The organism is Pandoraea anhela, from assembly GCF_902459655.1.
GTDB classification, from domain to species: domain Bacteria; phylum Pseudomonadota; class Gammaproteobacteria; order Burkholderiales; family Burkholderiaceae; genus Pandoraea; species Pandoraea anhela.
In genome coordinates this window covers 77,185-101,065 of sequence record NZ_CABPSB010000013.1, presented here as the reverse complement: position 1 = coordinate 101,065, position 23,881 = coordinate 77,185, and the positions used below count along the sequence as shown (strand labels likewise).

Below are 23,881 nucleotides of genomic sequence, written 5' to 3'. Positions count from 1 at the left end.
CCCCTTTCCCGTTTTTCCCGAAAGACCCAGCGCGACCGCCCCGGCGGATGTGCTGGTCTATCATTGTCCTTTTGTTCCTTGATGTGCCTAACCTGAAGAAGCCTTAAATCATGTCCGACGCAGCTCCCGATTACCTGAAGAAGATCCTGACCGCCAAAGTCTACGACGTCGCCCACGAGAGCGAACTCGAACAGGCCCGCACGCTTTCGATGCGGCTGCACAATCGAATTTATCTCAAGCGCGAAGACAACCAGACGGTGTTCTCCTTCAAGATTCGGGGCGCGTACAACAAGATGGCCAACCTCAGCGAGGCCGAACGCGAGCGCGGCGTGCTCACCGCGTCCGCCGGCAACCACGCGCAAGGGGTGGCCTACTCCGCCGCGCGCCTGGGCTGCAAGGCTGTCATCGTCATGCCCGTGACCACCCCTCAGGTCAAGATCGACGCCGTAAAGACCCACGGCGGGCGCGCCGTCGAAGTCGTGCTCGCCGGCGACTCGTACAGCGATGCGTTCGCGCACGCCATGACATTGCAAGCCGAGCGCGGACTGACCTTCGTGCCGCCGTTCGACGATCCCGACGTCATCGCCGGACAGGGCACCATCGGCATGGAAATCCTGCGCCAGCATCAAGGCCCGCTGCATGCCATCTTCGTGCCCATCGGCGGCGGCGGACTGGCCGCGGGCGTGGCCGCTTACGTCAAGTCGGTGCGTCCCGAGATCAAGGTCATCGGCGTGCAATCCGTCGACTCCGATGCGATGGCGCAGTCCATCCATGCCGGCGAGCGCATTCTGCTCAACGATGTCGGCCTCTTTGCCGACGGCACCGCCGTCAAATATGTCGGCGAAGAAACCTTCCGGCTGTGCAGCGAGTATCTGGATGAAGTCGTGCGCGTGGACACCGACCAGCTTTGCGCCGCCATCAAGGACGTGTTCCAGGATACCCGCAGCGTGCTGGAGCCATCGGGCGCGTTGTCCGTCGCGGGCGCCAAGCTCTATGCCGAGCGCGACAAGCTCAAGGGCGAGACGCTGGTGGCGATCACCTCGGGCGCGAACATGAACTTCGACCGCCTGCGCTTCGTCGCCGAGCGCGCCGAAGTCGGCGAAGCGCGCGAAGCGGTCTTCGCCGTCACCATTCCCGAAGCGCGCGGCAGCTTCAAGCGCTTCACCGAAGTGGTGGGCAGCCGCAATGTGACCGAGTTCAACTACCGAATTAGCGAAGCGTCGAGCGCCCACATCTTCGTGGGCATCCAGATGCATAACCGCGACGAGGGCGAGCGCATCAAGTCCGGTTTCGAGCGTCACGGTTTCCCCACGCTCGATCTGTCCAACGACGAACTGTCCAAGCAGCACATCCGCTATATGGTCGGCGGACGTTCGGCGCTCGCGAGCAACGAAGTGCTGTTCCGCTTCGAGTTTCCGGAGCGTCCGGGCGCGCTGATGAAATTCCTCTCGGCAATGAGTCCGAACTGGAACATCAGCCTGTTCCACTACCGGAATCAGGGCGCGGATTACAGCAACATCCTCGTGGGCATGCAGGTACCGGACAACGAGAAGGCCGCGTTTCGCGACTTCCTCGCAACGCTCGGCTATCCTTACTGGGACGAAAGCGACAACCCGGTCTACAAGCTGTTCCTCGGGTAACTCGCCGCCGTCGATGCCGGATTGACGTGGCATTGACGTGGCGTTGATGCCGCATTCACACGTTATTCACTCGCCACCACACAGGAACTCGCCGCCGCCATGCCGATCACGCTCGAGAACAAGCTCGTTGTCGCGATATCCTCTCGCGCGCTGTTCGACTTCGAAGAAGAGAACCGCGTGTACGAGGCGGGGGTGGCGAGCGGCGACGACCAGTCGTACATGCGGTATCAGCTCGACCGCATCGATAAACCGGCCCCGGCCGGCGTCGCCTTCCCGCTGGTGCAAAAGCTGCTCGCATTCAATCGGGGCAGCGATACCAGCCATACCGGCAACGAAACCCGGGAGGGCGACGCCGGTGGTGCGAGCGACGGCCATCGCGTGGAAGTCGTCGTTCTCTCGCGTAACGATCCCGTGAGCGGCATGCGCGTGTTCCGCTCGGCGCGTCAGTTCGATCTGAAGATCGAGCGCGGCGTCTTCACACGCGGACGCGATCCGTTCGGCTACCTCAACGCGCTCGGCGCGCACCTGTTCCTGTCCGCGAACGAGCGCGACGTGCGCAGCGCGCTCGCGGCGGGTTTCCCGGCGGCACGCGTCTATCCCGATTCGGCGAAAAAAGCCGAACTGCATCCAGACGAAATCCGCATCGCCTTCGACGGCGACGCGGTGCTCTTCTCCGACGAAGCCGAGCAGATCTTCCAGCGCAACGGGCTCGACGCCTTCCAGCAACATGAAACCGAACGCGCGGCCACGCCGCTGCCGCCCGGCCCGTTCAAACCGCTGCTGCTCGCCCTGCACCGTTTGCAAACCCTCGCGGGCCATGAAGTGCCGGTGAAAATCCGCACGGCGCTCGTGACAGCGCGCTCGGCGCCCGCACACGAGCGCGCCATCCGCACGCTGATGGACTGGAAAATCGACATCGACGAGGCGATGTTTTTGGGCGGGCTGGACAAAGGCGCATTCCTGCGCGAGTTCGAGCCCGATTTCTTCTTCGACGATCAGACACGCCACTGCGAATCGGCCGCCCGGGTCAGCCCGACCGGGCACGTCATCAGTGGTATCGCCAATCATGACCACGCCTGAACAATCCACGCTCGGCAAGGAAGTTGCCTACACCGAGCATTACGACCCCACGCAACTCTTCCCGATCGCTCGCGCACCGGCGCGCGCCGAGATCGGCGTGCCGGAAACGCTGCCGTTCTTCGGCGCGGACATCTGGAACGGTTACGAGCTCTCCTGGCTCAATGAAAAGGGCAAGCCGCAGATCGCCCTGCTCAAGGCCGTGGTGCCGGCCGACTCGCCGTTCATCATCGAGTCGAAGTCGTTCAAGCTTTATCTGGGCTCGTTCGCACAGACGAAACTCGCCAATCTGGAGGCGGCACGCGCGCTCATTCAGCAGGATCTGTCCGAAGCGGCGGGCGCGCCCGTACAGGTCCGGCTCACGGACCCGAGCGGCTTCGGCAAGCTCCAGCTCGATGAACTCGACGGCCTGCTCATCGACCGACTGGATGTCGACACCGACATCTACGTGCCCGACGCCTCGTTGCTCACCGCCGCCTTCGACGAACCGCATGTCGACGAAACGCTCGTCTCCAATCTGCTCAAATCGAACTGCCCGGTCACCGGCCAGCCCGACTGGGGCAGCTTGCAGATTCGGTACGTCGGCCCGCCGATCGATCAGGCAGGTCTGCTCAGGTACGTGATTTCGTATCGACGTCACACCGGGTTCCACGAGCAGTGCGTGGAAGGCATCTTCATGGACATTCTGAACCGGTGCAAGCCGAGCCAGCTCGCCGTCTATGCACGCTACACGCGGCGCGGCGGTCTCGACATCAACCCGTTCCGCACCAACTTCACGTTGCCGATGCCTGACAACGCGCGCACCGCACGTCAGTAACACGCAAGCAAAAAAAGGCGACGGGTTGCCCAAGCCCGTCGCCAACACATGGGAAATTCACGCACCGATATCGCTGGAGCGCTGCCTCAGGCGGAATCGTCCATGCGGGCCATGGTCCGCAGCGCTGCGCTTCTCACCCCTGCGAATTTCGGCTGTCCGTCGCAACGATGCAGCGTTTCGTTCATTGCACGACGCGCCGCGTCGAATTGCCCGAGTTCGGCCAGACACTCCCCTACGCGATACATCGGTCCCGGCGCGTGCACGTCCATGAGCGCCGCCGCCATGAACAGCGGCAGCGCCACCTTCGGTTTGCCGTGACGTTGCACCGACAGCGCAAGCGCCACCGCATAGTCGGCCTCCAGCGGACACGCCGAGAGCAATGGCGCGAAGCATTCGATGGCGTGCACGAAATCGCCGCGCTCGAACGCCCCGTATCCGCAGCGATAGACAGCGTCGCATTGCCTCGCGTCCCACGCGCCGGGGCACGGCATGCCCAGCGCGTCGCGCCGCGTCTCGGCCTCGCTGAGCACGCGCAGTACCGCGTCGATATCGTTGGCGACGGATGTCGACGACGGTGCGCCGGCCCATGACATCTCGCCCCCGATCATGAGCGCTCCCCTGCCCGCGACGGTTCGAACTGCACTCGCGTGGTGAACGTCTCCCATTCCTGCTCGGCCCGACGTCGCGCTTTCACGCAAAGGCAAACCTGGCTGAGCCCGAACGTTACGACCAGCGACGACAAGACGGACAGGCCGCCGCTCAGCCCCAGTTCGCCCCATCGGTCCTGCTCGGCGGCACGGGTGCGTTCAACATCGGTCGCCGCCTGCACAGCGAAGTAGGCGCTGCCCGCGAGTCCCGCCACCCCCAACACGGTGACGGCCAGACCGACCAGTCCCGAGACGCACCCCGCCTGCGACAGGCGGCTCATGGTCTGCGAACGCAAGCGGACATCGTCAGGCGTTGGCGGGAAGTCAATCGTGATGCGGGCGTCGTCCGCCGATTCGATTGCGGCGCGATACACCGGCGCGCTCGGTCCTGCGCCGTCAAAGGGTGCGGCTCTCACCATCGGCCTCCTGTCAGTTGTCGGGTAAGGAAGCTGAAGACTGCGGGCGACAAAAAAATGCAGCCATCGAAGGTGGGCCGTAAACTTTGTGAAACGGAAACCCAGGTGCCCGCCAACGCAAAATCGCGGCATAAAAAAAGCCGACGTTCGACGTCGGCTTTTCCTGATCCCGCGCAGTGTGCGTAGTGCGCTTCGTAAGCGCGGCTTTTGCCCTGACGACCTTACGAACTCGCGACCTTTTGACCTTATGCCGCCGGCTTCTTGTAGGCGACGCAATCCACCTCGACCTTGCAATCGATGACCATGCTCGACACGACACACGCTCGTGCGGGCGGATGATCGCCGAAGTATTCCTTGAAGACCTTGTTGAACGACGCGAAATCGCGCGGATCGTCGAGCCACACGCCGATGCGCATCACATGCTCCGTGCCGTAGCCGGCTTCCGTCAGAATCGCGATCATGTTCCGGATGGCCTGATGCGACTGGGCGACGATGCCCCCGTCGATCACTTCGCCGTCTTTCATCGGGGTCTGGCCCGACACGAACAGAAAACCGTCGGCCTCGGTAGCGCGTGCGAACGGCATGCGCTGCCCCCCAGTGCCCTGCCCGCCTTCCACGCCATATCGTTTGATGCTCATCATCACTCCTTTCAACGAATCGTTTTCAACAACATCGGTTCAAAGTACCGGCTGCGGCGTGCCGCGACGCACGAAACGTCCGGCGCGTGCGTTCTGCGTCGGTGCGCGGTCCTGCCACGACAGCACGCCGTTCACCCACACGGCCGAAATGCCGTAGGCGGGCTGCATCGGATCGGTAAACGTCGCCGCATCGGCCACGGTCGCCGGATCGAACAGCACCAGATCGGCCCAATACCCTTCGCGCACGAAACCCCGCTCGGTCAGACCGAAACGCTCAGCCGACAATCCCGTCATCTTGTGGACGGCTTCCGCCAGGGGGAACAGCGCCTGCTCGCGGCTGTAGCGACCCAGCACACGCGGGAACGCCCCCCACAGACGCGGATGCGGCAGCGGATCGTTGGGTAGCCCGTCCGAGCCGACGACCGTCGCCGGGTGCCGCAAAATGCGCTGCACGTCGGCCTCTTCCATGCAGTGATAGACGGCCCCTGCCGGTTGCAACCGCCTGGCCGCCTCCATCAGATCGACATCCCATTCGGCGGCGATCGTCGCGAGCAGCTTGCCGCCCTGATCGGGATGCGGTTGCGACCACGTGACGAGAATGTCGAAATCGTCGGTCACTTGCTTGAGATCGAGCGTCGACGAACTGGCCGTGTACGGATAGCAGTCGCAGCCGACCGGCTGGAAGCGTTGCGCCTTGTCGAGCGCGTCGAGGATCTCGGTGCTGCGCCCCCAGTTATCGACGCCGGCACACTTCAGGTGCGAGACGACCACCGGCACGCGCGCATGACGGCCAATACGGAAGGCTTCGTCGAGCGCTTCGAGAATTTCGGCGAACTCGGTGCGCAAGTGCGTCGCGTACAGACCGCCGGCTTGCGCCAGCGGCTCCGCGAGCGCAAGGACTTCCTCGGTCGGCGCAGCATTCGCGTTCGCGTAGGCCAGTCCCGTCGACAGTCCCAACGCACCGTTGTCGAGCGCCTCGCGAAGTTGCGCGCGCATGCCTTCGATTTCGGCCTCGGTCGCCGCACGGTCGAGGCGATCCATGTGGTTGTTGCGCAGCGCCGTATGCCCGATCAGCGCGGCGACATTGATTGCCGGTTGCGCCTTTTCAAGGGCATCGACATACGCCTTGAACGTCGGATACCGGAACGCGCCGGCGTCGCCGAGCAGGTTCATCGGGTCGGGCGGATCCCCCTTGAGCGTGACGGGCGACGCGCTGATGCCGCAATTGCCGACGACGACGGTCGTCACGCCCTGCGAGAGCTTCGGCGTCATTTCCGGCGCACGCACGACATTCGTGTCGTCGTGCGTGTGCACGTCGATGAAACCGGGACTCAGCACGTTGCCGTGGCCGTCGATGCGTTGCGAGGCCTGCCAGGCGGAGAGATCGCCGGCAGGCGCCATGGCATGAATCCGTCCGTCGCGCAGGGCGACGTCGAAGCGATCGTCCGTCATGGGGGCGCCGGAGCCGTCCGCCAGACGAACATTCGTGATGAGGGTATCGACCGTGCGATCAGCGAGACTTGCGGGATTCGCAAGTTTAGCGAGGGGGGCAGTCATGTCAGTCTCCGAGAGGCTGACGATCGCCGCCGCCCCGATGCGTGTCGAGCACGTACTTGATCCGTCGTAACAGCGCCTGGCTCTGCGGTTTGGCGAGCAGCGCCAACTCCGTTGCCAGGACATCCATGGCGAGCAGCATCGCGTAGCGCGACGACGACGGTTTGAAAATGAAATCGGTTTCCAGCGCGCGGATCGGCAGTACCTCGTCGGCCAGCGCCGCAAGCGGCGACCCCGTGGCCGTGATCGCCACCACCTGCGCGCCGTACTCCCGTGCGATTTCGCACGCCGACACCATCTCGGGCGTATGGCCGCTCACCGAAAACGCGAGTACGACGTCCTCACGACCGAGCGTGCCGGCGACCATGCGGGCCAGCACGGCGTCCTGGTAGCTCGCCACCGGACGGCCGAGCCGCACCAGCCGGTAGCGCGCTTCATCGGCCATGAGCGACGATCCGCCCCCCATCCCGAACGCGTAGATCATGCGTGCGCAGAGCAGACGCTCGGCCGCGCGACGCACCGTCTCGGGCTTGATAAGTCCGCGATGGAGTTGCAGCGTCGTCTGGATATCGTCCGCGATCCGGTCGATGGTCTCGCCCGCGCCTTCCTGCGCACTGACGGCATTCGCCCCGAGAAAACGCTGACCGACGACCGCCGCCTGCGCGAGCCGCAGCTTGAGATCGCGCACGTCGCGGCAACCCATCGCCTTGGCAAAGCGGGTCACGCTGGCCTCACTCACCCCGGCACGTTCGGCCAGCACATTGATCGACGCCGCCGCCGCGCCCGCCACGTCTTCCAGCACCACTTGGGCAACTTTGCGTTCTGCCTGACTCAGCACGTCGCTGCGTTCGGCAACACGCGTCACGATATCGAAGGTTTCGGCCATATCTCGGGTCGGTGCGGCAGCGCAAGGCGTCGCCTAAGTTAGTTCTGAAAATTTCTAGGGCACTTTTGTTACTTTATAACAAATCTGTCAAATGCTGGTAATTAAACGTTATTATAGGGACCATCCGGCGATCGTCGGCGCACCGAACCGTGGAGGAATCCCAATGAGTGATACAAACTATCAACATGGCATGATCGATACCCTCAACAAGGGTCTGGGTGCGCTGGACGCCCCGCGCTCCCCTTCCGAGACGACCGGTTTGGGGTGGAATCTGCTCGATGAGGACCTGAGCCTGCCGACGGCCGTGTTATACGAGGACAAGATCCGCCACAACCTCGCGTGGATGCAGCGTTTCGTCCATGAATACGGCGTGAAGCTTGCTCCGCATGGCAAGACGACGATGGCGCCGAAGCTGTTCCGTCGCCAGCTCGACGGCGGCGCGTGGGGCATCACACTGGCCACGGCGCAGCAGACCTTCGCGGCGTATCACCACGGTGTGCGACGCGTGCTCATGGCCAACCAGCTCGTCGGCAAGCGCAATATGACGATGATTGCCGACTTGCTCAAGGACGACGATTTCGAATTCTTCTGTCTGGTGGATTCCGCCGCCGCGGTCGAGCATCTGGGCGAGTATTTCCGCGCGCGCGGTCAGAAAATCCAGGTGCTCATCGAGTTGGGCGTCACGGGCGGACGCACCGGCGTTCGCGACGCCGCGCAACAGCAAGCCGTGCTCGACGCCCTCACGCGGTATCAGGACGCCGTGAAGCTCGCGGGGGTGGAAGTCTATGAGGGCGTGCTCAGCACCGAAGCCGACATCCGCGCTTTCCTGCAACGTGCCGTGACCATTACGCGTGAGCTTGTCGCAGCGGGTCGCATCGACCGTTCGCCTGCCGTGCTCTCGGGCGCGGGTTCCGCGTGGTATGACGTGGTGGCCGACGAATTCGCGCACAAGGATGTGGGCGCACCGCTGGACGTCGTGCTGCGCCCCGGCTGCTATCTCACGCACGACGTGGGCATCTACAAGGCGGCGCAGGCGCAGATCGCCACGCGCAACCCGATCGCGAAGCAGATGCGCTCGCAACTGCAACCGGCGCTGCAACTCTGGACGTATGTGCAATCGATCCCGGAACCGGAGCGCGCGATCATTGCCCTGGGCAAGCGCGATGCGGCGTTCGATGCCGGCATGCCGGAACCGGCGCAGCAGTTCCGTCCCGGCGAGAGCAAGGCGCCGAGGGCGACGCCGGAGCATTGGGAGATCACGGGCATGATGGATCAGCACGCGTATTTGCGCATTGCGCCGGGCGACGATATTCGCGTTGGCGACATGATCGCGTTCGACATCTCGCATCCGTGTCTGACGTTCGACAAATGGCGTCACTTGCCCGTCGTCGACAGCGACTACAACGTCGTGGAAATCGTGCAGACGTTCTTCTGATGGCGACCTGCGAGGCATCTCGCGGCGGATCGACTTGGGCGCTTGCGCTGACGCATGCGCTATCGCCCGCACCATCGCCCGCACGAGCGCGTGCCCCAAACGCCGCGCCTCGCCGCGCAAAAAAAGCCGCTTCAATGGTTGAAGCGGCTTTTTTTTCACGCTATGTCCGACTGCGCGACGCGCGCTTGCGCACCGCAGGCGCGGGGGATGCGCTCGGCACAGTAGGCGGATCGGACGCTTGCGCTTGCGGCGCGCGCGAGGCCCGCCGCTTCGTGTCGCCGTTCGCACTTGGCCCGGCGTCAAGGGAGGTTCCCACTTTCGCACGCGACACCATCGCCTTGAACTGCGCTTCGAGGTGTGTGAGCGCGCTTTCCAGTGTCGCGATTTCTTCGGGCGTCATGCCTTCGAGCGCGTTGTCGAAGAAAGCCTGACGGCGCGGCGTGGCGTCGTCGTGCACGGCCATACCGGCCTGCGTCAGGGTGACATTCGTCAGGCGGTTATCGTCGGGATCGGTCGCACGCGACAGCCAGCCCAACGCCTCCATCGACTGAAGCTGACGCGTGAGCGACGCCGGATCGAGCCGGCAATGCTCGGCAAGAAACTTTTGCGAGCAGGTGCCGCGCTCGGCCAGCGCGAGGATGATGCGCCAGCGCGGCAAGGGGTGTCCGACCTGCGCGTCGAATGCCAGCATCATCGAGCGATACGTCTGGCTCAGTTGCTGGATGACGTTACGTTTTTGAGGCGTCGGCATCGCATCACTCCCCGGCAGGCGGCTGCGGTTTCGCACCGCGCGTGAGCCGAATGAGGGGCACCCGCCTGACGCACCACAACCCGGCCAGCGCCGCCGCGAGCGACACCATCTGTCCGTTGTGAATCGCCGCGACGAGCGACGATCGGGCCGACTCGATAAACAGTGCGCCATTCTGGCCCATGTGGGCAAGCGTCATGAGGAAGTCGTTTTGCGCTTGTGCATTGACGAGCATTTGCGGATCGGAGAGTTGCGATGTCCAGCGCGTGCCATCGTTGGCGGCGAGGGCGTCGCTCACGCGTGCGGTGTAGCTGTGATTGACGAGCGTGCCGACGATGGCCGTACCCAGCATCCCGCCGATCATACGCAGCGATTGCATGAGTGCAGTCGCGATGCCCAGATGCACGCGGCCCGCGACTTCCTGTGCGAAGACGGTGAGATTCGGCATGACGAAACCGAGGCCCAGCCCGGCGAGGAACATGTACGAGGCGATCAGCGCGTGGGGGGTACCGCGATGCGTGGTGATCACGCCGGCGCAGGCGAGGGCGAGCAGCAAAAAGCCGCCGTAGAGCATCACGTTCGGGTTCGGCAGCCGGGTAATCAGACGCCCGTTCACGATGCTGCCCACGGTAATGCAGACGACCAGCGGCGTGATCAGCAAGCCGGTTTCACGCGGCGAGAGCCCGAAGCCGCCTTGCAGCAGGAGAGGTGCGTAGAACAGCAGTCCGAACATGGCGAAGCCGGCGAACACCGACAGCACGAAGAGTGGCGCAAGGCTCTTGTCGCGAAACATCTCGAACGGCAGGATCGGGTGCGAGACGCGGCGCTCCCACCAATAGAGGGCGAAAGACGAGACGACGAGCACGACGAAAAGCGTGACGACACCGCGCGAGATACCGTCGGCGGGGAGCCATTCGACGAGCATCTGCAAGCTGCCCAGCGCGGCGGTAATGAGCGCGGCGCCGAGCCAGTCGATGCTTGCCTTGCTGTGTTCGTCGGCGCGCATTTGCGGCAGGTGACGTCCGACGAACCAGACGCCGAGCAGACCGACGGGCAAATTGACGTAGAAGACCGAGCGCCAGCCGTAGGCTTCCGTGAGGAAACCGCCGAGCGACGGCCCGATGGCATTTGCGATACCGAAGGCGGAACTGAGCATGACTTGCCAGCGCAGGCGCACATGCGGATCGGGAAACAGTTCGGGCACACAGGCGAAGGCGGTGCCGACGAGCATGCCGCCGCCGATGCCTTGCAGCGCGCGCGCAATCACGAGGAACGGCATGCTGTTCGCCGCGCCACAGAGCACGGATGCCGCGGTGAAGACGATGATCGCGGCCATCACGAAGCGCTTGCGACCGTAGAAATCGCCGAGTCGCCCGAAGATGGGGACGGTAATGACGGAGGTGAGGAGATACGACGTCGCGACCCAGGCGTAATACTCGAACCCCTTGAGTTCCGCGACGATGGTCGGCAGCGCAGTACCGACGACCGTCTGGTCGAGCGCCACCAACATCGTGCAGAAACAAAGGCCGAGCATCGCCACGAGCGACTGCCGGAACGGCAACACCTGCCCCGCCGAATGCGGGGTGTTAGGACTGGGAGCCATTTTTGGACGGATCAATGTTTGATCAGTCAAAGATTCTAACATGCTGGGGAAGCGTGCGTCGGGTTGCTTTTGTTATTAGTAATAAAAACGGTAACGGCGTAGCGGGGTAGGGGTGACCAGTAGGCCATGCTGCCGGGCACGGGTCATGTAGCGGTCAAAGTGTTACGACCGCTTTCGGCCAATTGCGGTCGTTCGACCGGCGTAAACGCGTATGCACGAGCGGCGCTCGATGTCCGTGCTTCGGTCACGTGCCCGTCGCGCGCTCGCCTATTGACCCATGCTCGGGAGATTGATAGGATGACTTTACTTTCAAAACGCCCTCCCGGTCCGCCGGGAGGGCGTTTCGTTTTGGTTCCTGCAACCATAATGGAACCCTGCAATGAAAGTCTCTCTTGAAACCCGTTCCGGCTCTGACGCCGGTCTCGGATATGTGCAGTATGGCAATGGTCCAATTCGCGTGCTGGTCATGCACGACTGGCTCGGCGACCATTCCAGCTATGAGGCAGTTATGCCTTGGCTCGATGGCCATTCGTTTACCTACGTTTTCGCCGATTTGCGCGGCTACGGGCAATCCATCAACCTTGACGGTGAATTCACGGTCGAGGAGACCGCAGCCGATTGCCTCATGCTCGCTGACCGCCTTGGTTGGAGGCACTTTCATATCGTCGGCCACTCGATGACGGGAATGGTCACGCAACGTATCGCGGCGGACGCACCATCCCGCGTCACGAGCGCGATCGCAGTGTGTCCCGTTTCCGCAGCTGGAAATCGGTTGAGTCCTGATGCACGGGCTTTCTTTGTCAGCACCATAAAAGACGACGATGCCCTTCGCCGGTTGTTTCGCTTCGTCACCGGAGGACTTTCCGATTCGTGGGCTGAACGTAAGGTCCGACAAAGCCGCGACACAGTCTCACCTGCCTGCCGGGCCAGATACCTCGACATGTTCGTTACGGCAAATTTCGTCGATGACGTTCGGGGTCTTGAAACACCGTATTTGGTCATCGTCGGTGATAAGGATCCCGGACTGGATTCGGAGGCAATGGCGCGCACTTTTCTCGCATGGCATCCGAACGCAGAACTGAAAGTCATCCCCAACTGCGGTCATTACCCAATGCAGGAGTGTCCGCCATATTTCGCAACTCTTATCGAAGGCTTCTTGAAACGCAGCGCCGTTTGACTTGACTGGCCGAAGGAAATCTGTAAGCGGACATATTCGGGCACGGGCCTGGATTGTCCGCAACGGGTCGAAAACTGCCCCTCGCGCGTGACCGTTTTCGGCCAGCTTGAGACCTTCGACGCGCTGTCGACGATCGTCCGCAATCATCACTAGAACGTTCGGTTGCGCGACAGGATAGTCATCGCTGTTACGCCTGCGACAACGTATCCCATTTCCAGCCACGCCGATGTAGACAGCGATTCTCCGAGAAACACGCTGCTTATCCCCACGGGGTGGATAGCGCTAGCAGAAGAAGCAGGTCAATGGCGGCTCGCGGCCCGCCCTTCGACGTTGACGTTTGGGACAATTCGTCTCGCCGTTGCCGGATTAAGATCGATGCGGCTCGTCGCAGGCCCGCGAGGGAATTATGCAAGTTCCGCAGAACCGAGCACGTCAGCGCGAAGTGAAATGTCGATGGCAATCGCGACTGCCGCTTCGCACCGCATTGCGAAGCGCAGGAATGTCCGTTATCGAGAATGCCGAAGGTTCGCTGCGGGTCGGAAATGACGCCTGCGGGCGGACGACGGCAATCGGCGGTGGATTCAACCGGTCGACGCCCTCGGTGCAATCGCTGACAATTTGCAACCTGAGTCTGCCAAAAGATGGGGGCGACAAGAATGCTTCCGGTATCACGCTTCAATTGTCCAGAAATCCCTCTGCGCTCAGGACGCACAGGACACGCTCATACCAAGCCCGTCGGTGACGGTGCAAACTGAAGTCAATGTTCGCGTTATATACGGATCGCATCCACGTAGCCTTACCCAAGCCCGTTAGCGCAAATAGAGAAACAGCGGCGACGCCCGCGGCATCCGATTTAAGGGGATCCGAATCAGTGGATCCCACGACGGCACCGTGAAGGGGCTAATACACGATGTCGCGAACACAATTGACCGGATTGTCGATCGTTGATTTGCCGGGCGAAACGGGCCATCGCATCAGCGCGAGCATTCGATGCACAGCCTTCGGAATCCCGCTCATGTCTGCGCTGTCAGGCCGGATTCGTGTGCTGGTGCCTGCCATAAAATATGGACACACGGATTCCCCCCAGCAGGCCGCTCATCATGCCAGATTTCTCACGGTCCAATTTCCATAAGTCGTCCCACTACGCGTCGAACACCGACAGCAATCCAACCCTGCCCAGCGCGAATACCTCGACGTCCTCGTCAGGCACGGCAAAGTCGATGCAGCGCGCACCTCAGTTCGCGACGCTCGGTCAGGCACCCGGCGCCCGCCAGGTGACGGGTGAATCGTCATCGCGGCGACCGAGCAAAGCGCCGCCGACACCCCTGATCTGCCTGAACGAGCACCAGGTCGGCTTCCATCCGTCGCATATCGGCTTTCCGAATCTGGGCGACTGTATGGCCGTGGCGCTGCAAACCCGTACCGGTCTTTACGGCTTCCACTTCACGCCAGGCAACGCCGCGCAGGCGAGCGCGTTTCGCGACTTCATTGAGCATCAGATGAATCAGTCGGGCAGCGATACGCCCGTGCACCTCTACGGTAGTTGCCGTCGTGGACGACGCTGGGCCGGTGATGCGAACAACACCCAACGCTGGCAGGAAGAGATGAAGGCCATCGCCGACGCGATCGGCTTCCGTGGGCCGATCAGCGGGCTCGACCTTTCCAAAGCGTCTCACGCGCCGTCCGATGCCGAAGGAACGGGCGCCGTTTATCTCGAATACGTGCGCAATCCGGTCACGAATAGTTGCGAGATTCGCTACAAGAACATGGCGAAGATGGCGCTGACCCCGGCACCGCAAGGCACCACCGGAACCGACCTCAACATCGCTCGCGTGACGCCGATTGGACCGTGGGGCGCGGGCGGCTACCGTCTGTCCGATCCCAAGATGAGCCTGACGTCCGATGCGCGGTTGGATACGAACAACACGCGCTCGTCCAGCGGCAAGATGCATTCGCCGTCGCGCAGCGATCTCGATTCGTTCACGCACTAGATCCCGAGTACAGACAGGGGATTCCCTCGCTCGCGGCCGCCCCAGGAAGTCGGACACTAGCCGACGACATTTCTGCGCGGCGCCCATGCCCTGAAGCACGCCGCCGGCAACGCATGTGTTCCATGCGCTTGCCAGCGAGGGTCATGCATGCCTCAGGTGCCGTTGTCATGACGTGACGGCAACCTCTCGATCGACGATTTTCGTCTGGCAGCCCGGATGCCTGCCCCCGCTCATTGCGCGACATTTGTCTACGCGCCAGCCGAGCGATCACGCATTTCCGCCCACTTCAACATGGCGTCCAGCGCCGGGCACAACGCCTGCCCCCAATCCGTCAATCGATACTCGACTTTAGGGGGAACCTGCGGGTATAGCTTTCGGGACACAATCCCGTCGGCCTCCAATTGCCGCAGCTGTTGCGCGAGCATCTTCTGAGAGATACCTGGAATGAGACGCTCGAAATCCGAGTATCGCTGAACCTTGCCGTCAAACAGATGGAACAGGATGATCAGCTTCCATCGCCCCTCCAATAGTCTCAACACATTTTCCACGCCGGCGGCCGCCGAGTCCGGGGTATAGGTCACAGACATAAGTAAGTCACTTACCTTTCAGTGCGTTCTTGTCGAATAGTTAGTTTATGAGGAGAATTTACCGGCAACAACTCGTCGTTACCGCCGGGCATCATGTGCGGTCTTGCGCAAGCAAAATGACCGACGGCGCGATCTATCGATCTTGGGTAAGGGACTTCGACGAGGCCGTTTGTGAACCGTCGTGCGGACGATTTGAGGGACCACAACATGCTTAACTTATCGATATCAGCAGCCGACTTGTCTCGGCTCGAGACGAACAACGCCGCGTCCGGCTACGCGAACTCGCTCAGCGCTCGGACGCTCGCAACGTCGGAGGTCGCATCATGAGTCTCGACTTCAGACTGGATGGCAAGCGCGCATTGGTCACCGGCGGCACGAGAGGTGTCGGGGCAGCCGTTGTGGCGGCGCTGCGCGAAGCCGGCGCACGCGTGGTGACTTCCGCACGCACCCTCCCCGCCGAATCGGTCGATGGGGTAATTTACGTCGCCGCCGACCTCACGACCGCATCGGGCTGCCAAACATTCGCCGGTGCGGTCGAGCAGCAGCTTGGCGGCATCGATATCGTCGTCAACGTGCTGGGGGGGTCGAGCGCTCCCGCAGGCGGGTTTGCGGCACTCAGCGACGCACATTGGATGGAGGAACTTAACCTGAATCTGATGTCGGCAGTTCGTATCGATCGGGCATTGTTACCGTTGATGCTCGCACAGCAGTCCGGGGTCATCGTTCACGTGACGTCGATTCAGAACAGGCTGCCGCTGCCCGAGTCCACGACGGCATACGCTGCGGCAAAAGCGGCGCTCTCGACATACAGCAAAAGCCTCTCCAAAGAAGTGTCTCCCAAAGGCGTGCGTGTGGTCCGGGTCTCACCAGGTTGGATCGAAACCGAAGCGGCAGTCCATTTGGCTCAGCGATTGGCCGATGAAGCCGGTACGGATTACGAAGGTGGCAAACAAATCATCATGAAGGCACTCGGAGGAATTCCTCTTGGGCGCCCGGCAAAGCCTCAGGAAGTCGCCGATCTGATCGCCTTTCTCGTCTCCCCTCGCGCCAGCGCCATCACAGGCGTGGAGTATGTGATCGACGGCGGCACGATCCCCACTGCGTGAGCGCGTGCAACGCGTCGCAAGCCCCCCGTAACCCTTGTTATTGCTAACATCGACCTCATGCCACACGCGCGGCCAGCATCGCGTCGCGCCTCACGCCCATCACCTCCGCTTCCATCGGGGCGAACGCCCGCAACGCGCCGAGATAGGCAGATGTCTCGCCCCGCGCCCGACTCCCTTCGTCGATCAGAATCCTGACCGGCAGATCCAGCCGCTTGCTGCGCCCCAGTGGCAATCAGCACGTCGGCGGGGTTGACCTGCCCGAGCGGCGACGCCGCCACTATTTCGCGCGACGGTTCGACACCGTCGCGCGAACGGTGACACCGCACTTCAAACGATCATTTGGAATAAACATAGCAGCCACGCACGCGTGACACAAATTCAGGAGTGCGATGTACACTGTGACTTACGTAGTGCGACGTACTTTGTGTGACAAGTGGTGTGTGGCAACGGCGGCGGCATCGCCTTGTGCCCGCGAGGTCCTTCCGACGTTTTGCGAGAAACCGACGATGAATAAACCAGCTGCGCGCATTACCCTCCTGATGGCAAGCTTGTTGCTTGTCCCGCCGATGCCTGCGCAGGCGGCCGTCTACAGCAACGGCACCGGCACCACGACATTCACCGTCACGCTGGTCATTACCGCAGGCTGCACGGTGACTGCCACGCCGATGAACTTCGGCTCGACGTCGACCCTTGCAACCGCGCTGACCGCCACGTCGACTGTCTCCGTGACCTGCACGAACACCACGCCCTACAACGTCGGGCTGAGTGCCGGTACCGCCGGCAGTTCGACCGTCACGGCACGTGTGCTGGCGGGCGCGGCCAGCGGTAACAGTGCAACGATCGGATACGGGCTCTATACGGACGCCAACCACTCGACGGTTTGGGGTACGACGCAGGGCACCAATACGCAAGCGGGGACCGGTAACGGCAGTGCTCAGGCATTTACCGTGTACGGTCAGGTGCCGACCTCGGCCGCCGCCATCCCGCAGCCGGACACGTATTCCTCGACGATCACCGCGACCGTCTACTTCTAGCGGGGCGCGGCCTATGAGAGGTTTCCGCCAGCAGGCGGAGCGCTGCGTCGCACGTCGTGCAAGCGGATATCTTGTGGCTTCGGTTTGCCTGATCTGTGTTTCCGCCGGCGCAGCCACCCTGCAAATTTCCCCCGTCAACGTGGAGTTCGCGGCAAAGCAGAACGCCATCGGCCTGACAATGAGCAACCCCGGAGATACGCCTGTCTACGGCCAGGTCCGGGTCTACACATGGACGCAGGAAGACGGCGACGACAAACTCACGCCGACCGACGCGATTGCCGCCAGCCCGCCCATTCTGCGCATCGACGGCGGCGGCTCGCAGATCATCCGGCTGGTGCGCGTGGCGAACACGCCCCCTGCCGTCGAGCAAAGCTACCGTCTGCTCGTCGACGAACTGCCGGAACCCGGACAACCGGTGCAGAGCGGCATTTCGATCCGCATGCGATATTCGATTCCGGTATTCGTGGTTCCCGCGACAGTGCCCCCGAAGCCCGACCTGCGTTTTACGCTCAAGCGCGTAGATGGCGACTGGCAACTCGAAGCCGAAAATCGGGGCGGCAGCCGCGCGCAGATCGGCGCGGCCCGGTTCGTGGATGCGGCCGGAAAAACCGTGCCGCTAACCAACGGCCTGCTCGGTTATGCGCTGGCGGGGCAGCGGCGTCTGTTCAAGGTCACGTGGCCCGCAGGCAAACCGCCGTCGGCACCGCTCGCGATAGACGCTGCGATCAATACTGCGCCCACCCGCTTCGTCGTCGATATCGATGGCGGTCGGTGAGCGCGCACGCACCGGTGCGAACGCTCTCACCCTCGCCCCTGCCCCTGCGTCGTCGACTCGGGAGGCCGCGTCGCGTCCCGGCGCAAGACATGCCGCTCGAGCGCGCGCCGTCTTGCGCCGCCACCGCCGCCAATCCGTCCTGCGTGCCCTGCGTGCCACGCATGCGCTGCGTGCACTGTGCGCCCTGTGGGCGGCGAGCCTGCTCGCGGGCACGCTCGCGCCGCTCTCGCAGGCGAGCGCCGCAGACAACCCCACCGGCGACTACTATCTCGACGTGTCGGTCAACGGCGCCGCCACCGGCGCGATTGCGCACTTCTTCATGCGCGACGGACGTTTCAGCGCGAGCGCCGAGGACTTGCAGTCCCTCGGCATCGACGTCGGCCAGCTCAGCATGTCCGGCGAAACACAGGTCCCGCTCGACACGATCGGAGGCGTTCAGTACCGCTACGACGCCGCACGACAGAGCATCGACATCGCCGTGCCCGACACCTTGCGCGTGCCGTTTCAGATCGGACGCGTCATTCCGCGCGCGGCCAATGCCATGACGTCGCGCGGCTTCCTGCTGAACTACGACGCACTGGTCGAACACGACCGGATAACCCGCGCATCGAGCTGGACGGAATTGCGATATTTCCATCCGGGCGGGGTATTCAGCCAAACGGGGGTTTTCGACACGTGGTCGCAAAGCCCCGCCTATCTGCGCTACGACACGTTCTGGCGTCACGACAATCCCGCCGAGATGACGACCTTGCAGTTAGGCGACACGATCTCCGGTTCGCTGGCATGGTCCCGCTCGATCCGCATGGCCGGTGTGCAGTGGCGCAAAAACTTCGCCTTGCGCCCGGACCTCGTCACGTTCCCGGTGCCGGCCCTTGGCGGATCGGCGGCGGTGCCGTCGTCGGTCGACGTTTATCTCGACGGCATCCGACGCTTCGGCGGCAACGTGCCGGCAGGCCCCTTCGTGATCCGCGAAACGCCGGGCCTTATCGGCAATCTTCAGGCGAGCGTCGTCACGCACGATGCGCTCGGACGCGAGAGCGTCGTCAACGTGCCGCTCTACATCGATACGCGCATGTTGTCGGCGGGCCTGTCGAGCTACTCGTTCGAGGCGGGTATGCCGCGTACCGACTACGGATTTCGCTCGTGGGGCTACGAGCGGCGAGTTGCCGCGTCGGCCGTCTACCGTTACGGCATTTCGGACCGGCTCACGACCGAGTACCACGCGGAGGGCTCGTCCGGCCTCATGAATGCCGGTGCGGGCGCATTGGTCTCGCTGTCGGGCTACGGCGTGGCGAGCGGTTCGCTGTCGGGTTCCACGGGACGACGCAACGGCGCGCAGATCGGCATCGGCTATCAATATCTGTCGCGCAACTTCTCGTTCGACTCGCTGTTCCAGCGCACGATCGGCGACTTCCGCGATCTCGCCACCCTGAGCGGCTCGGGCGTACCGAGCGCGATGGATCGCATCACGGTATCCACGCCGTTCTGGGAAAATCGCACGCTCTCGTTGAGCTATATCGGCATGCGCGGGCCCGACTTCCCGCCGTCGCGAGTCATCTCGGCGAACGTCTCGTGGCCCGTGCGCGCGGCAGGGTCGCTCAATCTCGGCGCCTTCAAGGACATGGCAAATTCGCGTAGTTACGGCGTGTTCGCGATGTTCAGCTTCACGCTGGGGCCGACGACCGTGGCGTCCGTCTCGCTGGCTCGCCAGCAAGGCTCGACGCAGGCGCTCGCCGGCGTCACGCGCACCCCCGATTACAGCGGCGGCTGGGGGTGGAACGTGCTGGGCGGCGTGAACGACAGCGTGCGCATCGGTCAGGCGCAGGCGCAGTATCTCGGCCGCTACGGGCAAGCGTCGGCGCAGGCGCAGACCTGGGACGGGCAGACGCGTGTCGGCGTCGGACTCACGGGTGCCGTCGTCGCCATGGACGGCGGTGTGTACCCGGCGCGACGCATCTTCGACAGCTTTGCGCTGGTGAAGACGGATGCCGAGGCCCACGTGCCCGTGCTGCGCGAGCAGTTGCCGGTCGGACGCACGAGCGACGGCGGCCATCTCGTCATTCCCGATCTCAACGGCTATCAGGTCAATCGTCTCACCGTCGATGCAACGGATCTGCCGGCGGACATGCGCATCATGCCCGCGGCGCGCACGGTGATCCCTGAAGCGGGCTCCGGGGTGCTGGTCTCGTTCCCGGTGCATCGCTACCGTGCCGCGCTGATCACGCTGGTGACGTCCGACGGCGCGCCCTTGCAGGTGGGCGCGCGCGTGACGCACCGCGAGAGCGGCGCGCAGATGGTCGTCGGCTACGACGGCCAGACATTCATCGACGGATTGCAGCCCGAAAACACGCTCGTGGTCACGCAGGACACCGGTACCTGCGAGGTGACGTTTGCTTACGATCCCGTGTCGCAAGGCGCGATGGCCCGTATCGGTCCGCTGGTGTGCACGCCGCATTCCGCACCGAAGTCCCCGACATTACCGAGGCGAATCCGATGAAGCGATGGCGCCTGCTCTCGTTTCTGTTCCTGGCGGCGTGGTTTGTCACACCGTCGGCACAGGCGCAAACATGCTCATTAGGTGCGCCGAGCATTGCGTTCACCCCGTTCAGTCCGATCTCGGGCACCGCCTTGACGACGTCGGGGACGGTGCAAGTCACCTGCACGTGGCCCTCGCTCAATCTGGTACCTAACGTGAAGATTTGCCTGAGCTTGTCGGCGACGTCGCCCCGTGTGCTGTCCAACGGCGCCAACACCATCGCGTACGACCTTTACGTTGACAGCGGACACGGGACCCCTTGGGGCACCACGCCGGCCAGCGTGTTGACGACCACTTACAGCAATTCGATCCTCGGTTCCACGAGCAGCACCAACATCAGCATTTACGCCCGAATCGCGCCCAATCAGACGACCGTACCGACGGCCAACAACAGCAGCACCGTCTACTCGACGACCTATCCCGCGAGCAGCGTCACGCTGTCCTATCAGTTCTATACGCTGTTCGCGCCGGCGTGCGGCTCGGCAGGATTCTCGACGGGCACGACGACCCCCTTCACGGTGAACGTGACCGTGACGAACAACTGCACGATCAACGCGACGGGTCTCACCTTCCCGCAATCGTCCACCCTGCGCAATGCCTTGACGGCCCAAGGCTCGCTCGCCGTGCAATGCACGAACAACGACGCTTACCGGATTCTGCTCAACGGTGGCGTGAGCGGCCTGGTCGGTGCGCGCACGCTGAAAGGTCAGGTGCACGGTGCCACCATCCCGTACCAGCTCTATACGGACTCGAACCATGCCACGGCGTGGGGCGACGGCACGAGCGGCACGTCGCCTTATCTCGGCACCGGCACAGGCGCCACCACGACGATCCCCATCTACGGCCGCATCCTCCCCCAACCCTCGACGCCGGCCCCGGATACCTATCAGGACACCATCACGGCGACCATTCAGTTTTGAGGCGTCGCTATGACGTGAGGCCCTGCTGCCGTATGCGCCATCGTCAATGGGCTATTTCCCAATCAACTTTGGGATCAATCCGATTTACAGCTTCGCTCGCCGTGCATAAGACTCTCGGCTTTATTGACTTACACCCACGCGTCGTCGCCGATTGAGTATTGGCGGCGCCGAGGTGATCTCTGCATGCGTCGTTCCGCTTGTCTGATGGCATTGGTGGCTGGACTGGTTCTAAGCGCCACCGGTACCGCCCTGATTCTTGCCCGCGCCTACACCGAAGCGCATGACCGCCTCTTCCAGGACTCCGGCATCGCACTGCGTCTGATTGCGGAAAAAGGGGCGCAGCATGCCGCGGTGCTCACCACGCTGGATGCCGCGAGTCCTTCCGTCATACCGCAGTCGCTCCATGAGACGCTACGCAAGCGCATGCCTCAACTCATCGATCTGGCGCATTGGCGAAGCGATATCGGTTGGATCGTTGCAGACGGGTCGCTGCCGCCCGCCCGGCCGCCGTCCGTGCATCCGCATCAGGTCGAGTTCGAATTCGAGGAAGCGTCTTACTGGATGTTTACGGACGCACCGTGGGCCATCCGCATCGATCCCTTCGCCATGCTCTCCGCCCGGGACTGGCCGTCGTCGCTGTCATCCGCCGAAGTCCGGATCGACGGCAGCATCTTCGCGTTACTGCATCGCGAACCGGACGCCCTGCCGGTGGTCTGGGTTCTGACCGTGGAAAAGCGCCTGCCGATCTCCTCACGCGCCCTGACGTTGCGGACGTCCCGGATCGTCACGCTGTCGCATCTGCCATGGCTGTCGATCACGCTCTGGAATGCCGTCGTTCTGCTCGCGGTACTCGCGCTGCTCGGCGGCAGACGTCTGCGGCTGGCGCGGGCGCGCGAGCGCACACGCGCCCGACTCGAACGCTTCACCAACCTCGACACCTTCGGCGAAATGGCGGCAGGCCTAGCGCACGAGTTGAACCAGCCGTTGATGGCGATCGTGTCGCATGTGCGCGCTGCCGAGCGATTGCTCGACCTGCCGGACGAGCGCGACAACGTGCGCGCCGCCTTGCAAACGAGCGTGGCGCAGGCGAAACGCGCCGCGCGAATCATCGAACGCCTGCGCTCGGCCGTCGGCTCGCACGGCGGACTCGCCGCGCAGGCATTCGATCCCGGGGCGACGGTTTTGAATCTGCTGCCCCTGTTCCAAAGCAGTGCAGCACGTGCGCAGGTGCGTCTGGACTGGCACGACATCACACCGGGCGCACGTCCGCTGGCCGATCAGGCCGCCGTCGAGCAAATTCTCCACAATCTGATCCAGAACGCGTGCGACGCCGTCGCCGGCGTGCCGCAAGCGCACGTCATGGTGCTCGGCGAGCGATTCGGGCACAGCTACCGATTCAGCGTCATCGACAACGGCACCGGCATCGACGATGCCGACATGCCGAAGGTATTCACGCCATTCTTCACCACACGCCCGCATGGCCTCGGACTCGGCCTGCCGCTTTGCCAGACGCTGACCTATCGCCAGAACGGCAGCCTGACCCTGCGCAACCGGCCCGCCGGCGGCGCCGAAGCCTCGCTATGCCTGCCGCTGGCGGACGGCCATTCGTGAGCCTCGCCCCCCACAAAACGCACGTGCCGGACGTGGCCATCGTGGACGACGACAGCGCCGTGCGCGACGGCATCGCGCTGTTGTTACGCACGGTGGGCGTACCCAGCCGACAATTCTGCGACGCCGGGGCCTTGTTCGATGCGATCGCGGCGTCGCCCGGCATCGGCTGCGTGTTGCTGGACATCCGCATGCCGGGCATGAACGGGCTGGACGCGTTGGAGCGACTGGGCAAGCCAGCGGACGTGCCGGTCATCGTACTTACCGGCCACGGCAGCATCGATACCTGTCGTCAGGCGTTCAAGCGAGGCGCCATCGACTTTCTGCGCAAACCGGTCGACGACCACGAACTGATCGCGACGGTGCAGCAAGCCTTGCGAACGCATCTGGCGCTGCGCGATCTGGAGCGTGCGCGACAGCACCGGCGAGCGGGACTGGCGTCACTGAGCGGACGCGAGCGGGAGGTGCTCGACTGGATCGTCAAGGGCGCAAGCAACAAGGAAATAGCGCGAGTGCTGGGACTCTCTCCCCGCACGGTGGAGACCTATCGGGCCACGCTGTTCGACAAGCTTGACGTGACGTCCCTCGTGGCGCTGGTCCGGGATTTCGCGCCGCTCCTTCCGCGCGGGTCTCCGTAGCGCTACGGAAGCGTGTTCAGTAGCCCGGCGGATACCTCGCGGACGTTG

The 23,881-nt window shown here is 63.3% G+C and carries 22 protein-coding genes and 1 pseudogene; 13 read left to right on the top strand and 10 right to left on the bottom strand.

Translation table 11 applies throughout. The annotated features are described in order from the left end of the window. The first annotated feature begins 110 nt into the window (after positions 1-110). The 3 genes from ilvA to queF all read left to right on the top strand — a co-directional run bounded on the left by ilvA (position 111) and on the right by queF (position 3,534). Positions 111-1,640 carry a threonine ammonia-lyase, biosynthetic gene (ilvA, locus tag PAN31108_RS17445; protein ID WP_150670091.1) on the top strand — a complete coding sequence of 510 codons (1,530 nt, stop codon included), beginning with the start codon at positions 111-113 and terminating at the stop codon, positions 1,638-1,640. 99 nt (positions 1,641-1,739) lie between these two features. Further along, the gene (locus PAN31108_RS17440; protein WP_150670090.1) at positions 1,740-2,720 is read left to right on the top strand and encodes a 5'-nucleotidase; all 981 of its coding nucleotides are present in this window, start codon (positions 1,740-1,742) and stop codon (positions 2,718-2,720) included. Beyond that, on the top strand, positions 2,707-3,534 hold the full coding sequence (gene queF / locus PAN31108_RS17435) for an NADPH-dependent 7-cyano-7-deazaguanine reductase QueF (RefSeq protein WP_150670089.1): 828 nt from the start codon (positions 2,707-2,709) through the stop codon (positions 3,532-3,534). Before PAN31108_RS17440 ends, queF begins: the two co-directional genes overlap by 14 nt. Positions 3,535-3,620: 86 nt before the next feature. On the opposite strand, the gene PAN31108_RS17430 is transcribed toward queF, so the two are convergent. From PAN31108_RS17430 to PAN31108_RS17410, 5 genes are all read right to left on the bottom strand, one after another. Continuing rightward, positions 3,621-4,142, bottom strand: a complete 522-nt coding sequence (locus tag PAN31108_RS17430; protein WP_150670088.1) for a hypothetical protein — start codon at positions 4,140-4,142, stop codon at positions 3,621-3,623. After that, positions 4,139-4,600, bottom strand: coding sequence for a hypothetical protein (locus PAN31108_RS17425; RefSeq protein ID WP_150670087.1), 462 nt, complete (start codon positions 4,598-4,600; stop codon positions 4,139-4,141). The genes PAN31108_RS17430 and PAN31108_RS17425 overlap by 4 nt, the downstream gene beginning before the upstream one ends. Before the next feature lie 242 nt (positions 4,601-4,842). Continuing rightward, entirely contained in the window at positions 4,843-5,229 is a 387-nt protein-coding gene (locus PAN31108_RS17420; protein ID WP_150670149.1) for a RidA family protein, read from the bottom strand. Positions 5,230-5,274: 45 nt separating this feature from the next. After that, entirely contained in the window at positions 5,275-6,792 is a 1,518-nt protein-coding gene (locus PAN31108_RS17415; protein WP_150670086.1) for an N-acyl-D-amino-acid deacylase family protein, read from the bottom strand. A 1-nt stretch (position 6,793) separates the two neighbouring features. Continuing rightward, the gene (locus tag PAN31108_RS17410) at positions 6,794-7,675 is read right to left on the bottom strand and encodes a MurR/RpiR family transcriptional regulator (protein WP_150670085.1); all 882 of its coding nucleotides are present in this window, start codon (positions 7,673-7,675) and stop codon (positions 6,794-6,796) included. A gap of 163 nt (positions 7,676-7,838) precedes the next feature. On the opposite strand from PAN31108_RS17410, the gene PAN31108_RS17405 reads away from it, so the two are divergent. Next, on the top strand, positions 7,839-9,110 hold the full coding sequence (locus PAN31108_RS17405; RefSeq protein WP_150670084.1) for an amino acid deaminase: 1,272 nt from the start codon (positions 7,839-7,841) through the stop codon (positions 9,108-9,110). A gap of 160 nt (positions 9,111-9,270) precedes the next feature. On the opposite strand, the gene PAN31108_RS17400 is transcribed toward PAN31108_RS17405, so the two are convergent. After that, positions 9,271-9,861, bottom strand: coding sequence for a MarR family winged helix-turn-helix transcriptional regulator (locus tag PAN31108_RS17400; RefSeq protein WP_150670083.1), 591 nt, complete (start codon positions 9,859-9,861; stop codon positions 9,271-9,273). A gap of 4 nt (positions 9,862-9,865) precedes the next feature. Beyond that, positions 9,866-11,461, bottom strand: a complete 1,596-nt coding sequence (locus PAN31108_RS17395; protein ID WP_150670082.1) for an MDR family MFS transporter — start codon at positions 11,459-11,461, stop codon at positions 9,866-9,868. Positions 11,462-11,840: 379 nt separating this feature from the next. On the opposite strand from PAN31108_RS17395, the gene PAN31108_RS17390 reads away from it, so the two are divergent. Continuing rightward, positions 11,841-12,638 carry an alpha/beta fold hydrolase gene (locus PAN31108_RS17390; RefSeq protein WP_150670081.1) on the top strand — a complete coding sequence of 266 codons (798 nt, stop codon included), beginning with the start codon at positions 11,841-11,843 and terminating at the stop codon, positions 12,636-12,638. A gap of 675 nt (positions 12,639-13,313) precedes the next feature. Here the strand turns inward: PAN31108_RS17390 and PAN31108_RS26845 are convergent. Then, positions 13,314-13,475 (bottom strand): annotated as a pseudogene (locus tag PAN31108_RS26845) (glutathione S-transferase); the annotation flags it as partial. Positions 13,476-13,858: 383 nt separating this feature from the next. On the opposite strand from PAN31108_RS26845, the gene PAN31108_RS17375 reads away from it, so the two are divergent. Then, positions 13,859-14,629 (top strand): hypothetical protein, encoded by a 771-nt coding sequence (locus PAN31108_RS17375; protein ID WP_150670080.1) that lies wholly within the window; start codon positions 13,859-13,861, stop codon positions 14,627-14,629. Between the two features lie 248 nt (positions 14,630-14,877). Here PAN31108_RS17375 and PAN31108_RS17370 read toward each other — a convergent pair whose 3' ends face one another. Next, entirely contained in the window at positions 14,878-15,216 is a 339-nt protein-coding gene (locus tag PAN31108_RS17370; protein WP_150670079.1) for a winged helix-turn-helix transcriptional regulator, read from the bottom strand. Positions 15,217-15,539: 323 nt separating this feature from the next. Here PAN31108_RS17370 and PAN31108_RS17365 point away from each other — a divergent pair, with 323 nt between their 5' ends. Further along, positions 15,540-16,322, top strand: a complete 783-nt coding sequence (locus PAN31108_RS17365) for an SDR family oxidoreductase (protein WP_150670078.1) — start codon at positions 15,540-15,542, stop codon at positions 16,320-16,322. Between the two features lie 55 nt (positions 16,323-16,377). On the opposite strand, the gene PAN31108_RS26425 is transcribed toward PAN31108_RS17365, so the two are convergent. Continuing rightward, positions 16,378-16,554 (bottom strand): hypothetical protein, encoded by a 177-nt coding sequence (locus tag PAN31108_RS26425; RefSeq protein ID WP_174995035.1) that lies wholly within the window; start codon positions 16,552-16,554, stop codon positions 16,378-16,380. A 274-nt stretch (positions 16,555-16,828) separates the two neighbouring features. Here PAN31108_RS26425 and PAN31108_RS17360 point away from each other — a divergent pair, with 274 nt between their 5' ends. From PAN31108_RS17360 to PAN31108_RS17335, 6 genes are all read left to right on the top strand, one after another. Beyond that, the gene (locus PAN31108_RS17360; protein WP_150670077.1) at positions 16,829-17,356 is read left to right on the top strand and encodes a Csu type fimbrial protein; all 528 of its coding nucleotides are present in this window, start codon (positions 16,829-16,831) and stop codon (positions 17,354-17,356) included. A gap of 13 nt (positions 17,357-17,369) precedes the next feature. Then, positions 17,370-18,131: a fimbrial biogenesis chaperone gene (locus PAN31108_RS17355; protein ID WP_150670076.1), complete on the top strand. Its 762-nt coding sequence runs from the start codon at positions 17,370-17,372 to the stop codon at positions 18,129-18,131. 112 nt (positions 18,132-18,243) lie between these two features. Beyond that, entirely contained in the window at positions 18,244-20,628 is a 2,385-nt protein-coding gene (locus tag PAN31108_RS17350) for a fimbria/pilus outer membrane usher protein (protein ID WP_174995034.1), read from the top strand. Beyond that, positions 20,625-21,587, top strand: coding sequence for a Csu type fimbrial protein (locus PAN31108_RS17345; RefSeq protein WP_150670074.1), 963 nt, complete (start codon positions 20,625-20,627; stop codon positions 21,585-21,587). Before PAN31108_RS17350 ends, PAN31108_RS17345 begins: the two co-directional genes overlap by 4 nt. Positions 21,588-21,770: 183 nt before the next feature. After that, on the top strand, positions 21,771-23,198 hold the full coding sequence (locus tag PAN31108_RS17340; protein ID WP_150670073.1) for a sensor histidine kinase: 1,428 nt from the start codon (positions 21,771-21,773) through the stop codon (positions 23,196-23,198). Then, positions 23,195-23,833 (top strand): response regulator transcription factor, encoded by a 639-nt coding sequence (locus tag PAN31108_RS17335; RefSeq protein WP_246184016.1) that lies wholly within the window; start codon positions 23,195-23,197, stop codon positions 23,831-23,833. The genes PAN31108_RS17340 and PAN31108_RS17335 overlap by 4 nt, the downstream gene beginning before the upstream one ends. Positions 23,834-23,881 lie beyond the last annotated feature (48 nt).

Excerpts from the sequence above, each read along its gene's own strand:
- ilvA (WP_150670091.1), top strand. The coding sequence starts at position 111 with ATGTCCGACGCAGCTCCCGATTACCTGAAGAAGATCCTGACCGCCAAA.
- PAN31108_RS17440 (WP_150670090.1), top strand. The coding sequence starts at position 1,740 with ATGCCGATCACGCTCGAGAACAAGCTCGTTGTCGCGATATCCTCTCGC.
- queF (WP_150670089.1), top strand. The coding sequence starts at position 2,707 with ATGACCACGCCTGAACAATCCACGCTCGGCAAGGAAGTTGCCTACACC.
- PAN31108_RS17430 (WP_150670088.1), bottom strand. The coding sequence starts at position 4,142 with ATGATCGGGGGCGAGATGTCATGGGCCGGCGCACCGTCGTCGACATCC.
- PAN31108_RS17425 (WP_150670087.1), bottom strand. The coding sequence starts at position 4,600 with ATGGTGAGAGCCGCACCCTTTGACGGCGCAGGACCGAGCGCGCCGGTG.
- PAN31108_RS17415 (WP_150670086.1), bottom strand. The coding sequence starts at position 6,792 with ATGACTGCCCCCCTCGCTAAACTTGCGAATCCCGCAAGTCTCGCTGAT.
- PAN31108_RS17410 (WP_150670085.1), bottom strand. The coding sequence starts at position 7,675 with ATGGCCGAAACCTTCGATATCGTGACGCGTGTTGCCGAACGCAGCGAC.
- PAN31108_RS17405 (WP_150670084.1), top strand. The coding sequence starts at position 7,839 with ATGAGTGATACAAACTATCAACATGGCATGATCGATACCCTCAACAAG.
- PAN31108_RS17400 (WP_150670083.1), bottom strand. The coding sequence starts at position 9,861 with ATGCCGACGCCTCAAAAACGTAACGTCATCCAGCAACTGAGCCAGACG.
- PAN31108_RS17395 (WP_150670082.1), bottom strand. The coding sequence starts at position 11,461 with ATGGCTCCCAGTCCTAACACCCCGCATTCGGCGGGGCAGGTGTTGCCG.
- PAN31108_RS17390 (WP_150670081.1), top strand. The coding sequence starts at position 11,841 with ATGAAAGTCTCTCTTGAAACCCGTTCCGGCTCTGACGCCGGTCTCGGA.
- PAN31108_RS17375 (WP_150670080.1), top strand. The coding sequence starts at position 13,859 with ATGCAGCGCGCACCTCAGTTCGCGACGCTCGGTCAGGCACCCGGCGCC.
- PAN31108_RS17370 (WP_150670079.1), bottom strand. The coding sequence starts at position 15,216 with ATGTCTGTGACCTATACCCCGGACTCGGCGGCCGCCGGCGTGGAAAAT.
- PAN31108_RS17365 (WP_150670078.1), top strand. The coding sequence starts at position 15,540 with ATGAGTCTCGACTTCAGACTGGATGGCAAGCGCGCATTGGTCACCGGC.
- PAN31108_RS17360 (WP_150670077.1), top strand. The coding sequence starts at position 16,829 with ATGAATAAACCAGCTGCGCGCATTACCCTCCTGATGGCAAGCTTGTTG.
- PAN31108_RS17355 (WP_150670076.1), top strand. The coding sequence starts at position 17,370 with ATGAGAGGTTTCCGCCAGCAGGCGGAGCGCTGCGTCGCACGTCGTGCA.
- PAN31108_RS17345 (WP_150670074.1), top strand. The coding sequence starts at position 20,625 with ATGAAGCGATGGCGCCTGCTCTCGTTTCTGTTCCTGGCGGCGTGGTTT.
- PAN31108_RS17340 (WP_150670073.1), top strand. The coding sequence starts at position 21,771 with ATGCGTCGTTCCGCTTGTCTGATGGCATTGGTGGCTGGACTGGTTCTA.